Source organism: Klebsiella sp. NPDC088457 (genome assembly GCF_044900465.1).
In the GTDB taxonomy this organism is placed as follows: Bacteria; Pseudomonadota; Gammaproteobacteria; order Enterobacterales; family Enterobacteriaceae; genus Klebsiella.
Map to the genome: position 1 here is coordinate 42,738 of NZ_JBJDNH010000011.1, position 13,817 is coordinate 56,554.

Consider the following 13,817-nt stretch of genomic DNA (forward strand, 5'->3'; position numbering starts at 1 on the left):
TCGCCTCCGCTGTGGTTAACTTCTTCTAATAATAGACGTTATTTGCCATCTGCTTTGCCAGTTGGCCCACAGAGTCGCTAAATATTCTCCGCCGCTTTTGCCGATGTTAATGTGCGAAAGGCTGTTTTGACGTGGGCGTTTGGGCTATGCTATGCCGATCTGATAACACATCCATTGGCTACATTTGTAGCTGTATTGAAAACAGGACCACTGGCTGCCATGCAAGAGCAATACCGCCCGGAAGAGATAGAATCGAAAGTCCAGCTTCACTGGGACGATAATCGTACATTTGAAGTCACTGAAGACGAGAGCAAAGAGAAGTATTACTGCCTGTCGATGCTTCCTTATCCTTCTGGCCGACTACACATGGGCCACGTGCGTAACTACACCATCGGCGACGTCATCGCCCGCTACCAGCGTATGCTGGGCAAAAACGTTCTGCAGCCCATCGGCTGGGATGCGTTTGGCCTGCCTGCAGAAGGCGCGGCGGTAAAAAACAACACCGCCCCGGCCCCGTGGACCTACGACAACATCGCCTACATGAAAAACCAGCTGAAAAAGCTGGGCTTCGGCTATGACTGGAGCCGTGAAGTGGCGACCTGCACCCCGGAATATTACCGCTGGGAGCAAAAATTCTTCACCGAGCTGTATAAAAAAGGGCTGGTGTACAAGAAGACCTCGGCGGTGAACTGGTGCCCGAACGACCAGACCGTACTCGCCAACGAACAGGTTATCGACGGCTGCTGCTGGCGTTGTGATACCAAAGTGGAGCGTAAAGAGATCCCGCAGTGGTTTATCAAAATCACCGCCTACGCCGACGAGCTGCTGAACGATCTGGATAAGCTGGATCACTGGCCGGATACCGTGAAGACCATGCAGCGCAACTGGATTGGTCGCTCTGAAGGGGTAGAAATCTCCTTCAACGTTAACGAGTACGCCGACAAGCTGACCGTCTACACCACCCGTCCGGATACCTTCATGGGCTGTACCTACCTGGCCGTTGCCGCGGGTCACCCGCTGGCGCAGCAGGCGGCGGCGACCAACCCGGAGCTGGCTGCGTTTATCGACGAATGCCGCAACACCAAAGTCGCAGAAGCCGAAATGGCGACGATGGAGAAAAAAGGCGTCGATACCGGCTTTAAAGCGATTCACCCGCTGACCGGCGAAGAAATTCCGGTCTGGGCGGCAAACTTCGTGCTGATGGAATACGGCACCGGCGCCGTCATGGCCGTTCCGGGTCACGATCAGCGCGACTACGAATTTGCCAGCAAATACGGCCTGAACATTAAGCCGGTTATCCTGGCGGCGGACGGTTCGGAACCGGATCTGTCCGCGCAGGCGCTGACCGAAAAAGGCGTGCTGTTCAACTCCGGCGAATTCAACGGCCTGAGCCATGAAGCCGGTTTCAACGCCATCGCCGATAAACTGGCGGCCATGGGCGTTGGCGAGCGTAAAGTTAACTATCGTCTGCGCGACTGGGGCGTTTCCCGTCAGCGTTACTGGGGCGCACCGATCCCGATGGTGACGCTGGAAGACGGCACCGTAATGCCAACCCCGGACGACCAACTGCCGGTTATCCTGCCGGAAGACGTGGTCATGGATGGCATCACCAGCCCGATCAAGGCCGACCCCGAGTGGGCAAAAACCACCGTAAACGGTCAGCCGGCGCTGCGCGAAACCGACACCTTCGATACCTTTATGGAATCTTCCTGGTACTACGCGCGCTACACCTGCCCGCAGTACGACGACGGCATGCTGGATCCGAAAGCGGCCAACTACTGGCTGCCGGTCGATATTTATATCGGCGGGATCGAGCATGCGATCATGCACCTGCTGTACTTCCGTTTCTTCCACAAACTGATGCGCGACGCGGGCATGGTGAACTCCGACGAGCCGGCGAAACAGCTGCTGTGCCAGGGGATGGTGTTGGCTGACGCCTTCTACTACGTGGGTGAAAACGGCGAGCGTAACTGGGTCTCCCCGGTGGATGCCAGCGTTGAGCGTGATGAGAAAGGCCGTATCGTCAAAGCCTATGATCCGCAAGGTCGTGAGCTGGTCTATACCGGCATGAGCAAAATGTCCAAGTCGAAGAACAACGGCATCGACCCGCAGGTGATGGTTGAGCGCTACGGCGCGGATACCGTGCGCCTGTTTATGATGTTCGCCTCTCCGGCAGATATGACCCTCGAATGGCAGGAATCCGGCGTAGAAGGGGCTAACCGCTTCCTGAAACGCGTCTGGAAACTGGTTTACGAGCACGCGACCCAGGGCGCGGTTGCCGCACTGGACGTTGCCAGCCTGAGCGAAGATCAGCAGGCGCTGCGTCGCGATGTGCACAAAACCATCGCCAAAGTCACCGATGATATCGGCCGTCGTCAGACCTTCAACACCGCGATCGCCGCGATCATGGAGCTGATGAACAAACTGGCGAAAGCGCCGCAGGAAAACGAGCAGGATCGCGCGCTGATGCGTGAGGCTCTGCTGGCGGTGGTGCGCATGCTCAACCCGTTCACCCCGCACGCTTGCTTCACCCTGTGGCGGGAGCTGGGCGGTGAAGGCGATATCGATAACGCACCGTGGCCGGTCGCCGACGAAAGCGCGATGGTTGAAAATACCACCCTGGTGGTTGTCCAGGTTAATGGTAAAGTTCGTGGTAAAATTACCGTTCCGGTCGATGCCACCGAAGATCAGGTGCGTGAACGTGCTGGTCAGGAACATCTGGTCGCGAAGTATCTCGACGGTGTAACCGTACGTAAAGTGATCTACGTTCCGGGTAAACTGCTCAATCTGGTCGTTGGCTAAGCGCAGGAGGAAGCGTGCGATATCTGGCAACATTGTTGTTATCTCTGGCGGTGTTAATCACCGCCGGATGCGGCTGGCATCTGCGGAGCACCACCCAGGTGCCCACCGCGATGAAAACCATGATCTTTCAGTCGAGCGATCCGAATGGTCCGTTGAGTCGTTCACTCCGCAATCAGCTGCGCCTGAATGGGGTCGAACTGATCGATGCCAGCACGCTGCGTAAGGATGTCCCTTCTCTGCGTCTGGATTCATCGTCGATTCAGAAAGACACGGCCTCCATTTTCCAGGACGGCCGTACGGCTGAATACCAGATGGTGATGACGGTTCAGGCCAGCGTACTGATCCCGGGTCATGATATTTATCCGATCAACACCAAGGTCTACCGTTCGTTCTTCGATAACCCGCAGGCGGCGTTAGCGAAAGATGCCGAGCAGGATATGATCATCCAGGAGATGTACGACAAAGCCGCAGAACAGCTGATTCGTAAGCTGCCAAGCGTCCATGTTGCCGATGTCGAAGCCACGAAAGAGGAAGAGAAGACGGTCGCCCCGACTGCCGCCTCCGCGACCTCTGGCAACCGCGTCTCCACCACGCTGGGTAACTGATGATTCGGTTGTACCCTGAACAACTCCGCGCGCAGCTCACCGAAGGGCTGCGCGCGGCCTATTTACTCCTCGGGAGCGACCCTCTGCTGCTGCAGGAAAGTCAGGACGCGATTCGCGAAGCGGCTACGCCTCAGGGCTTTACCGAACACCATACCGCGACCATCGACGCCAGTACCGACTGGCCCGCCCTCTTCTCGCTTAGCCAGGCAATGAGCCTGTTCGCCAGCCGTCAGACGCTACTCCTCGTCCTGCCGGAAAACGGCCCCAACGCGGCGATTAACGAACAGCTCGCCACCCTGGTTGGCATGCTACACGATGATTTGCTGCTGATTGTTCGCGGCAATAAGCTGACTAAAGCGCAGGAAAACGCCGCCTGGGTCACCGCCCTGGCCAGCCGCGCGGTGCAGGTCAGCTGTCAGACGCCGGAACATGCGCAGCTGCCGCGCTGGCTGGCGGCACGGGCAAAACAGCATCATTTGCAGCTTGATGACGCCGCCAGCCAGCTGCTGTGCTATTGCTACGAAGGCAACCTGCTGGCGCTGGCGCAAGCGCTGGAACGACTCTCCCTGCTGTGGCCGGATGGCAAGCTCACGCTGCCGCGCGTCGAGCAGGCGGTGAACGACGCCGCCCACTTTACGCCCTACCACTGGGTGGATGCGCTGCTGGCCGGCAAAAGCAAACGGGTGCTGCATATCCTGCAACAGCTGCGTCTGGAAGGGAGCGAGCCGGCGATTCTGCTGCGTACGCTTCAGCGCGAGCTGCTGCTGCTGGTTAACCTGAAGCGCCAGTCGGCCCAGACGCCGCTGCGCGCTTTGTTTGATAAGCATCGGGTGTGGCAGAATCGTCGTCAGCTGCTCAGCGACGCGCTGGCGCGCCTCAGCAATGACCAGCTGCGCCAGGCCGTAACCCTGCTGACCCGCGCGGAAATCACCTTTAAGCAGGATTACGGCAGCGCCATCTGGCCGGAATTAGAAAGTCTCTCTTTATTGCTCTGCCATAAAGCGTTGGCGGACGTGTTTATTGATGGTTGATATGACTCAGTTGCAGGCAATGTACGGCGGCACCTTCGATCCGGTGCATTATGGTCACCTCAAACCGGTCGAGATTCTGGCAAACCAGATAGGCCTGAGGAAAGTGATTATTGTGCCGAATAATGTGCCGCCACATCGCCCGCAGCCTGAGGCGACCGGCGCCCAGCGTAAACATATGCTGGAACTGGCCATCGCCGATAAGCCCCTGTTCGTGCTTGATGAGCGCGAGCTGCAGCGGCAGACGCCCTCCTGGACCGCGCAAACCCTTGAAGAGTGGCGACAGGAGCAAGGCCCGGAGCGGCCGCTGGCGTTTATTATTGGCCAGGACTCGCTGCTGACCTTCCCGACCTGGCACAATTACGCCACGATTCTCGATAATGCGCATCTGATCGTCTGCCGACGCCCGGGGTATCCGCTGGTCATGAAGCGTGATGAAGATCAGCAGTGGCTGGATGCGCATTTAACTCACGACGTTGAACTGCTGCACAGCCGCCCAGCCGGCGCGATCTACCTGGCGGAGACGCCATGGTTTGATATTTCAGCCACCCTGATTCGTCAGCGCCTGGAGCAGGGTGAATCCTGCGCCGATATGCTGCCCGCCGCGGTGCTGGAGTATATCCACCAGCAAAAGCTCTATTGCTAACCCTTCGCTAAGGCAGCCCCGGCCGCGGATCTGCCAGCGCCGTGTCGTTTGGCTTATACTCAGCATCATTCACGTTGCCAGAAGGCCTTACGATAGTGAGATTATGGTTAGTTCGTCATGGCGAAACCCAGGCCAATGCAGCCGGCCTCTATAGCGGACACGCCCCTACCCCGTTGACCGAGCGCGGCGTCATGCAGGCGCAAACCCTCGGCCAACGCTTGCAGGCGGTGCCGTTCGACCTCGTGTTGTGCAGCGAGCTGGAACGGACCCAACGTACCGCCAGCCTGCTCCTCGGCGGCCGCGAAATTCCCCGCCAGATTGTCCCTGAACTCAATGAGATGTTTTTCGGTGATTGGGAAATGCGCCACCATCGGGATTTACAGCGTGAAGATGCGGAAAACTATGCCGCCTGGTGCGCGGACTGGCAGCATAGCGCGCCCACTAACGGCGAGGACTTTCAGACTTTCGCCCGCCGCGTCGACACCGTTGTGGATAAGCTGCCGCAGTACCAGCACCTTGACCATCTGCTGATCGTCGGCCATCAGGGGGTTCTGAGCCTGCTAATCGCGCGGTTGCTACAGCTGCCGGCGGCGGCGATGTGGCATTTCCCTATCGCGCATGGCGCATGGAGCGCATTCGATCTGCGCCATGATTTCGTCACGCTGCGGGTACTAAATAGCCAGGCCGTCTGGCAGAGGGAAGAAGAATTCCGCGCAGACCATTGACAGGTCAGAGCAGGCTGTTATTCTCCGCAGCCTGAACGCATCCGCCAATCCATGCAGGCAGAAATTGTTTTACAAAAATGGCGATGCAATCGCGGGCGATGGATGGGATGATAGCCGCCTTCAACGCCTGTCGGCCGACATTTATCCCGACTTTTACACCAGTTCAGGTATACTGTCAGGCTGTTTATTATTATCAAACTTCACTCACCCAGGGGGAACTCTTGCAGGGTAAAGCACTCCAGGATTTTGTTATCGACAAAATTGATGACCTGAAAGGTCAGGACATCGTTGCCATTGACGTTCAAGGCAAATCCAGCATTACAGATTGCATGATTATTTGCACCGGCACCTCCACGCGCCACGTCATGTCCATCGCCGACCACGTGGTGCAGGAGTCTCGCGCCGCCGGTATGCTGCCGCTGGGCGTTGAAGGTGAAAGCGCCGCCGACTGGATTGTTGTCGATCTCGGCGATGTCATGGTTCACGTCATGCAGGAAGAGAGCCGTCGTCTGTACGAGCTGGAAAAACTCTGGAGTTAATGCGTGAAGCTGCAACTGGTGGCCGTTGGCACCAAAATGCCGGACTGGGTGCAGACCGGCTTTAGTGAATACGTGCGCCGTTTTCCAAAAGATATGCCGTTCGAGCTGCTGGAAATTCCCGCCGGTAAACGCGGTAAAAATGCGGACATCAAGCGGATCCTCGAAAAAGAGGGCGAAATGATGCTGGCGGCCGCGGGCAAAAACCGCATCGTGACCCTGGATATTCCGGGGAAACCGTGGGATACGCCGCAGCTGGCGCGTGAACTGGAACGCTGGAAACAGGATGGCCGCGATGTCAGCCTGCTCATTGGAGGCCCGGAGGGCCTCTCTCCGGCGTGTAAAGCAGCAGCGGAACAGAGTTGGTCGCTCTCCACGCTCACCTTGCCTCATCCGCTGGTACGCGTACTGGTCGCTGAGAGCCTGTATCGGGCGTGGAGCATTACCACCAACCACCCTTACCACCGTGAATAATGATGACCAGGGTAGACTAAGCAGCGAATGAAATTACAGAATTCTTTCCGCGACTATTCGGCTGAATCCTCGCTGTTCGTGCGCCGGGCGCTGGTCGCTTTTTTGGGGATTTTGCTGCTTACCGGCATACTGGTTGCCAATCTTTATAACGTGCAGATCGTTCGCTACACCGACTATCAGACGCGTTCCAATGAAAACCGCATCAAGCTGGTTCCCATTCCGCCAAGCCGCGGCATTATCTATGACCGTAACGGCACGCCGCTGGCGCTGAACCGCACCATCTACCAGCTGGAGATGATGCCGGAAAAAGTGGATAACGTGCAGCAAACGCTGGATGCCTTGCGCGATGTGATCGATCTGACCGACGATGATATTGCCGGCTTCAAAAAAGAGCGCGCGCGTTCCCATCGCTTCACCTCGATTCCCGTCAAGGTGAACCTCAGCGAAGTACAGGTCGCCCGCTTCGCGGTTAACCAGTACCGCTTTCCCGGCGTCGAAGTCAAAGGCTATAAACGCCGCTACTACCCCTATAACTCCGCCCTTACCCACGTTATCGGCTACGTCTCAAAAATTAACGATAAAGACGTCGAGCGCCTGGATAAAGAAGGCAAGCTGGCGAACTACGCCTCAACGCACGATATCGGCAAGCTCGGTATCGAACGCTACTATGAAGATGTCCTGCACGGACAGACCGGTTATGAAGAGGTTGAAGTCAACAACCGCGGCCGCGTCATTCGTCAGCTCAAAGAGGTGCCGCCGCAGGCCGGGCGCGATATCTATTTAACCCTCGATCTTAAGCTGCAGCAGTATATCGAGACGCTGCTGGCCGGCAGCCGCGCCGCGGTGGTGGTTACCGACCCGCGCAGCGGCAGCATCCTCGCGCTGGTTTCCACCCCAAGCTACGACCCGAACCTGTTCGTTGACGGGATCTCCAGCAAAGATTACTCCGGCCTGCTGAACGACCCGAATACCCCGCTGGTCAACCGCGCGACGCAGGGGGTCTATCCGCCGGCGTCGACGGTGAAGCCCTATGTCGCGGTATCGGCGCTGAGCGCGAATGTCATCACCCGCAATACCAGCCTGTTCGATCCCGGCTGGTGGCAGCTGCCCGGCTCGGATAAACGCTATCGCGACTGGAAAAAATGGGGCCACGGACACCTGAACGTCACCAAAGCGCTGGAAGAGTCGGCGGATACCTATTTCTACCAGGTTGCCTATGATATGGGGATCGACCGCCTCTCCGAATGGATGAGTAAATTCGGCTACGGTCACTATACCGGCATCGACCTGTCGGAAGAGCGATCCGGGAATATGCCCACCCGTGAATGGAAGCTGAAGCGCTTTAAGAAACCCTGGTATCAGGGCGACACCATTCCGGTTGGCATCGGCCAGGGCTACTGGACCGCAACGCCGATTCAGATGAACAAAGCGTTGATGATCCTGATTAACGACGGCGTGGTAAAAGTGCCGCACCTGCTGCAAAGCACCGTTGAAGATGGCAAACAGGTGCCGTGGGTGCAGCCGCACGAGCCGCCGGTCGGCGATATTCACTCCGGCTTCTGGGAAATCGCCAAGGATGGGATGTTTGGCGTGGCTAACCGCGGCAACGGTACCGCGCATAAATACTTCGCCAGCGCGCCTTATAAAATTGCGGCGAAATCCGGTACGGCGCAGGTCTTTGGCCTGAAGGCCAATGAAACGTATAACGCACACAGAATCGCCGAACGTCTGCGTGACCATAAACTGATGACGGCGTTTGCCCCTTATAACAACCCCCAGGTTGCTGTCGCTATCATTCTTGAGAACGGCGGTGCCGGCCCGGCGGTCGGTACCATTATGCGCCAGATTCTCGACCACATTATGCTGGGTGATAACAACACCAATCTGCCGAGTGAAAACCCGGCGGTAACGGCGGGGGAGGATCAATAATGACTGATAATCCGAATAAAAAATCGCTATGGGATAAAATCCATCTCGACCCGACGATGGTGCTGATTTTGCTGGCGCTGTTGACCTACAGCGCGCTGGTTATCTGGAGCGCCAGCGGCCAGGATATCGGGATGATGGAGCGCAAAATTGGCCAGATCGCCATGGGCGTGGTGATCATGATCGTCATGGCGCAAATTCCGCCGCGGGTGTATGAAGGCTGGGCGCCCTATCTCTACATCTTCTGTATTATCCTGCTGGTGGCGGTCGATGCCTTCGGCGCCATTTCCAAAGGCGCGCAGCGCTGGCTCGATCTCGGCGTCGTTCGCTTTCAGCCGTCGGAAATTGCCAAAATCGCCGTGCCGCTGATGGTGGCGCGCTTCATCAACCGCGATGTCTGTCCGCCTTCGCTGAAGAATACCGCCATTGCGCTGGTGCTGATTTTCCTGCCCACCCTGCTGGTCGCCGCGCAGCCCGACCTCGGCACCTCTATTTTGATCGCCCTGTCAGGCCTCTTCGTGCTGTTCCTCTCCGGATTAAGCTGGCGTCTGATCGGCGTGGCGGTCGTGCTGGTGGCCGCCTTTATCCCGATTTTATGGTTCTTCCTGATGCATGATTATCAGCGGCAGCGCGTGATGATGCTGCTTGACCCGGAGACCGACCCGCTGGGTGCCGGCTATCACATTATCCAGTCGAAAATCGCCATTGGTTCCGGCGGCCTACGCGGCAAAGGCTGGTTGCACGGTACCCAGTCGCAGCTGGAATTCCTGCCGGAGCGCCATACCGACTTTATCTTCGCGGTGCTCGCCGAAGAGCTTGGCCTGATTGGGGTTCTGGTGCTGCTGGCGCTGTATATCCTGCTTATTATGCGCGGGCTGTGGATCGCCGCCCAGGCGCAAACCACCTTCGGCCGGGTCATGGCCGGTGGTTTAATGTTGATTTTATTCGTTTATGTCTTCGTAAATATTGGTATGGTGAGTGGTATTTTACCAGTGGTGGGGGTACCGTTGCCGCTGGTCAGCTATGGGGGCTCAGCCCTGATCGTATTGATGGCCGGGTTTGGTATCGTGATGTCGATCCATACCCACAGAAAAATGTTGTCGAAAAGCGTTTAAGGGGTTCGCGATGCGTAAGCAATGGCTGGGGATCTGCATAGCAGCGGGGCTGCTGGCGGCATGTTCGGGTGAAGACGTTCAACAGAAAACGGTCAGCACTCCGCAGCCGGCAGTGTGTAATGGCCCGAGCGTGGAAATCAGCGGCGCCGATCCGCATTATGAGACGCCGAATGCGACGGCGAATCAGGATTATGAGCGCGATGGCAAGCGCTATAAAATCGTCCAGGATCCATCTAACTTTACCCAGACCGGTCTGGCCGCCATTTATGACGCGGAACCCAACAGCAACCTGACCGCCTCCGGCGAAGCCTTCGACCCGACGCAGCTGACCGCCGCGCACCCTACGCTGCCGATTCCCAGCTATGTGCGGGTGACTAACGTGGCGAACGGTCGGATGATCGTGGTGCGGATTAACGATCGCGGGCCGTATGGCAACGATCGCGTCATTTCGCTCTCACGCGCCTCCGCCGATCGTCTGAACACCTCGAATAACACCAAAGTGCGCATCGATCCGATCATCGTCGCGCCGGACGGCTCGCTCTCAGGCCCGGGAATGGCCTGTACCACCGTCGCGAAACAAACCTATGCCTTACCGGCGCGTCCGGATCTTGACGGCGGCACCAGCGTCTCGCCCGATCAGCCGACGCAAGCCGACGTTCGCCCGATCAGCAATTCGACGCTGAAGCCGGAAGATAGCGTCGGCGCACCGGTAAACAGCAGCGGCTTCCTCGGCGCGCCGACGCCGCTGAATAACGGCGTGCTGGAAAGCAGCGAACCCGTCGTTCAGGCGGCCCCGGTCACCGCTCCCGGCTCTATTCAAGGCAGCGTAACCCCTGCAGCACCTGCGGCGGCTGCCGCAACGACCGCGGTCGCCGCCTCCGCGGCCTCCGCCAGCGGCGACTTTGTCGTGCAGGTCGGTGCCGTCAGCGATCGGGGCCGCGCGCAGCAATATCAGCAGCGCCTCAGCCAGCAGTTTTCCGTGCCTGGCCGTGTTGTGCAGAACGGCGCGGTGTGGCGCATTCAGCTAGGTCCGTTCGGCAGTAAAGCGCAGGCCAGCACCGTACAGCAGCGCCTGCAAAGCGAAGCGCAGCTGCAATCATTTATTACTCACGCCAACTAAACACGCGGGACCGTTGTCCGCGGGACTATGCGCATGACAAAGTCATTAACAAAGTCATGCGCAATGTCGGATGCCGGTCCACAGAGCATTTGTTATAGTAGGGCACTTTTTTAACTTCATCACGGATGCCGTTGTTCACACCATGAAGACCTCTTTCACCGCACGTTTACTCGTTACGGCCCTCTCCGTTGCAGCACTCTCTTCCGCTGCCCACGCCGATGACCTGAATCTCAAAACCATGATCCCAGGCGCCCCGCAGATTGATGCCGAATCATGGATCCTTATCGATTACAATTCGGGCAAAGTGCTGGCGGAGAATAACGCCGATGCCCGTCGCGACCCGGCAAGTCTGACCAAAATGATGACCAGCTACGTTATCGGCCAGGCCATGAAAGCGGGTAAGTTTAAAGAATCCGATCTGGTCACGGTGGGTAACGATGCGTGGGCGACCGGCAACCCGGTATTCAAAGGCTCTTCATTGATGTTCCTTAAGCCTGGTATGCAGGTCCCGGTTTCTCAGCTGATCCGCGGGATCAATCTGCAGTCCGGGAACGACGCCTGCGTGGCGATGGCCGACTATGTCGCCGGTAGCCAGGATGCATTCGTCAGCCTGATGAACAGCTATGTCAACGCGCTGGGCCTGAAGAACAGCCACTTCCAGACCGTTCACGGCCTGGATGCCGAAGGTCAGTACAGCTCCGCGCGCGATATGGCGCTGATTGGCCAGGCGCTGATCCGCGACGTGCCGAACGAATACACCATCTATAAAGAAAAAGAGTTTACCTTCAACGGCATTCGCCAGCTGAACCGTAACGGTCTGCTGTGGGATAACAGCCTGAACGTCGACGGAATTAAAACCGGCCACACCGACAAAGCGGGTTATAACCTTGTGGCCTCCGCCACCGAAGGCCAGATGCGCCTGATCTCCGCCGTGATGGGCGGTCGTACTTATAAAGGCCGTGAATCTGAAAGCAAAAAGCTGCTGACCTGGGGCTTCCGCTTCTTCGAAACCGTTAACCCGCTGAAAGCCGGCAAAGAGTTCTCTTCTGAACCGGCCTGGTTTGGCGATAGCGATCGCGCCTCGCTGGGGGTCGACAAAGACGTTTATCTGACCATCCCGCGCGGCCGGATGAAAGACCTGAAGGCCAGCTACGTCCTGAACAATACCGAACTGCACGCGCCGCTGCAGAAAAATCAGGTGGTCGGTACCATTAACTTCCAGCTGGATGGCAAGACGATCGATCAGCGCCCGCTGGTGGTCCTGCAAGAAATTCCTGAAGGTAATTTCTTCGGCAAAATGATTGATTACATTAAGTTAATGTTCCACCACTGGTTTGGTTAAAAATCGAACGCTTGAAAGTGTGATTTACATCCCCATATACTTACTATCTAAGTAACCTGATAACTCCCACCCCTGTGGGAGTTATTATTTTTTGTCGTAACACCGGAGCTGACATGAAAACCAAACTTAACGAACTGCTTGAATTCCCTACTCCATTTACTTACAAAGTAATGGGGCAGGCGTTGCCTGAGCTGGTTGATCAGGTGGTGGAAGTGGTACAGCGCCATGCGCCTGGTGATTACTCCCCGCAGGTAAAGCCGAGCAGCAAAGGTAACTACCACTCGGTCTCCATCACCATCAACGCGACCCATATCGAACAGGTTGAAACCCTGTACGAAGAGCTGGGCAATATCGACATTGTCCGGATGGTGCTGTAACCCATTCCGCGACCCGGCCCCGTGCCGGGTCATCTCTCTCCCCCCGCTTTGCTGTGATATACTCGCCCCCCTAAGTCACTTCTCTCTCTGCGGAGACGTTGTTTTGCAGCATAACAAAATCCTTATCCGGCAACTTGGCCTGCAACCTTACGAACCAGTCTCGCAGGCGATGCACCAATTTACCGACGCCCGCGATGACGCGACGCCGGATGAAATCTGGCTGGTCGAACATCATCCGGTCTTTACTCAGGGCCAGGCGGGCAAAGCCGAACATGTGCTGGTTCCGGGCGATATTCCGGTGATTCAAAGCGATCGCGGCGGCCAGGTGACCTATCACGGCCCGGGGCAACAGGTAATGTACGTGCTCCTGAATCTCAAGCGCCGCAAGCTGGGCGTGCGCGAACTGGTGACGCTGTTAGAGCAGACCGTGGTCAATACGCTGGCGGAGTATGGGATTGAATCCCACCCGCGCGCCGATGCGCCCGGCGTGTATGTCGGCGAGCAAAAAATCTGCTCCCTCGGTTTGCGCATCCGTAAAGGGTGTTCCTTCCACGGCCTGGCGCTGAATATCGCCATGGACCTGTCGCCGTTTCTGCGCATCAACCCCTGCGGCTACGCCGGAATGGAGATGGCGCAAATGCGTCAGTGGCGGCCGGATGTTCAGCCGCTGGAGGTAGCTCCACATCTGGTCGCTAACCTGCTGACCCTGCTGGGCAACCCGCCGCACGAATTTATTGCCGCAGCATAATGCTCGCCCGCCTTGCCGGGGTGCGACAGTTTACCCGTCGCGCGCAGGAGCCGTTGCCTGACAAGAAGCTCGACGCGGCTCTACCGGCATTTAAACAATAAAGCACGTGAGGATAAGCATAAAACAACAACTATTTTACAATTTGCCGAACAGGTAGGCTGCTTTCTGTCCCATTTCAATGGTATACTGCCTGTCCTTAATTCAAAAATAGTTGATAAATACAACATTTCCTTGAATTGATTCGCTTTCCTTCGTGACTCGCAACTGGAACACGCACGCTATGAGTAAACCCATTGTGATGGAACGCGGTGTTAAGTACCGCGACGCCGATAAAATGGCCCTTATCCCGGTGAAAAACGTGCAACTGAGCGTG

14 protein-coding genes are annotated in these 13,817 nt (G+C 57.2%); all 14 read left to right on the forward strand.

Annotation, left to right across the window (positions count from 1 at the left end; translation table 11 throughout):
* Positions 1-219: 219 nt before the first annotated feature.
* Positions 220-2,802 (forward strand): leucine--tRNA ligase, encoded by a 2,583-nt coding sequence (gene leuS, locus ACI2JR_RS09105; protein WP_132728912.1) that lies wholly within the window; start codon positions 220-222, stop codon positions 2,800-2,802.
* A gap of 14 nt (positions 2,803-2,816) precedes the next feature.
* The gene (gene lptE / locus ACI2JR_RS09110) at positions 2,817-3,407 is read left to right on the forward strand and encodes an LPS assembly lipoprotein LptE (RefSeq protein WP_132728910.1); all 591 of its coding nucleotides are present in this window, start codon (positions 2,817-2,819) and stop codon (positions 3,405-3,407) included.
* Entirely contained in the window at positions 3,407-4,438 is a 1,032-nt protein-coding gene (holA, locus tag ACI2JR_RS09115) for a DNA polymerase III subunit delta (RefSeq protein WP_132728909.1), read from the forward strand. Before lptE ends, holA begins: the two co-directional genes overlap by 1 nt.
* Positions 4,431-5,081: a nicotinate-nucleotide adenylyltransferase gene (nadD, locus tag ACI2JR_RS09120; RefSeq protein ID WP_462478375.1), complete on the forward strand. Its 651-nt coding sequence runs from the start codon at positions 4,431-4,433 to the stop codon at positions 5,079-5,081. Before holA ends, nadD begins: the two co-directional genes overlap by 8 nt.
* Before the next feature lie 95 nt (positions 5,082-5,176).
* Complete coding sequence (locus ACI2JR_RS09125) at positions 5,177-5,806, forward strand: adenosylcobalamin/alpha-ribazole phosphatase (RefSeq protein WP_132728907.1); 630 nt, start codon at positions 5,177-5,179, stop codon at positions 5,804-5,806.
* A gap of 221 nt (positions 5,807-6,027) precedes the next feature.
* Positions 6,028-6,345: a ribosome silencing factor gene (gene rsfS, locus ACI2JR_RS09130; RefSeq protein ID WP_132728905.1), complete on the forward strand. Its 318-nt coding sequence runs from the start codon at positions 6,028-6,030 to the stop codon at positions 6,343-6,345.
* 3 nt (positions 6,346-6,348) lie between these two features.
* Positions 6,349-6,816 carry a 23S rRNA (pseudouridine(1915)-N(3))-methyltransferase RlmH gene (gene rlmH, locus ACI2JR_RS09135; RefSeq protein WP_132728904.1) on the forward strand — a complete coding sequence of 156 codons (468 nt, stop codon included), beginning with the start codon at positions 6,349-6,351 and terminating at the stop codon, positions 6,814-6,816.
* A 27-nt stretch (positions 6,817-6,843) separates the two neighbouring features.
* Entirely contained in the window at positions 6,844-8,745 is a 1,902-nt protein-coding gene (gene mrdA / locus ACI2JR_RS09140; protein WP_132728902.1) for a peptidoglycan DD-transpeptidase MrdA, read from the forward strand.
* Complete coding sequence (gene mrdB / locus ACI2JR_RS09145) at positions 8,745-9,857, forward strand: peptidoglycan glycosyltransferase MrdB (RefSeq protein ID WP_132728901.1); 1,113 nt, start codon at positions 8,745-8,747, stop codon at positions 9,855-9,857. The genes mrdA and mrdB overlap by 1 nt, the downstream gene beginning before the upstream one ends.
* 10 nt (positions 9,858-9,867) lie before the next feature.
* Complete coding sequence (gene rlpA, locus ACI2JR_RS09150) at positions 9,868-10,977, forward strand: endolytic peptidoglycan transglycosylase RlpA (RefSeq protein WP_132728899.1); 1,110 nt, start codon at positions 9,868-9,870, stop codon at positions 10,975-10,977.
* A gap of 142 nt (positions 10,978-11,119) precedes the next feature.
* Positions 11,120-12,319, forward strand: a complete 1,200-nt coding sequence (gene dacA / locus ACI2JR_RS09155; RefSeq protein ID WP_132728897.1) for a D-alanyl-D-alanine carboxypeptidase DacA — start codon at positions 11,120-11,122, stop codon at positions 12,317-12,319.
* A 113-nt stretch (positions 12,320-12,432) separates the two neighbouring features.
* Positions 12,433-12,696, forward strand: coding sequence for a DUF493 family protein YbeD (ybeD, locus tag ACI2JR_RS09160; RefSeq protein ID WP_004859527.1), 264 nt, complete (start codon positions 12,433-12,435; stop codon positions 12,694-12,696).
* A gap of 103 nt (positions 12,697-12,799) precedes the next feature.
* Positions 12,800-13,444 carry a lipoyl(octanoyl) transferase LipB gene (lipB, locus tag ACI2JR_RS09165; RefSeq protein WP_462478376.1) on the forward strand — a complete coding sequence of 215 codons (645 nt, stop codon included), beginning with the start codon at positions 12,800-12,802 and terminating at the stop codon, positions 13,442-13,444.
* 280 nt (positions 13,445-13,724) lie between these two features.
* The coding region (locus ACI2JR_RS09170) for a hypothetical protein (protein ID WP_462478401.1) at positions 13,725-13,817 on the forward strand (93 nt) is incomplete at its 3' end.

Coding starts and splice junctions, on each gene's coding strand:
- leuS (WP_132728912.1), top strand. CDS start 220: ATGCAAGAGCAATACCGCCCGGAAGAGATAGAATCGAAAGTCCAGCTT.
- holA (WP_132728909.1), top strand. CDS start 3,407: ATGATTCGGTTGTACCCTGAACAACTCCGCGCGCAGCTCACCGAAGGG.
- nadD (WP_462478375.1), top strand. CDS start 4,431: ATGGTTGATATGACTCAGTTGCAGGCAATGTACGGCGGCACCTTCGAT.
- mrdA (WP_132728902.1), top strand. CDS start 6,844: ATGAAATTACAGAATTCTTTCCGCGACTATTCGGCTGAATCCTCGCTG.
- mrdB (WP_132728901.1), top strand. CDS start 8,745: ATGACTGATAATCCGAATAAAAAATCGCTATGGGATAAAATCCATCTC.
- rlpA (WP_132728899.1), top strand. CDS start 9,868: ATGCGTAAGCAATGGCTGGGGATCTGCATAGCAGCGGGGCTGCTGGCG.
- dacA (WP_132728897.1), top strand. CDS start 11,120: ATGAAGACCTCTTTCACCGCACGTTTACTCGTTACGGCCCTCTCCGTT.
- ybeD (WP_004859527.1), top strand. CDS start 12,433: ATGAAAACCAAACTTAACGAACTGCTTGAATTCCCTACTCCATTTACT.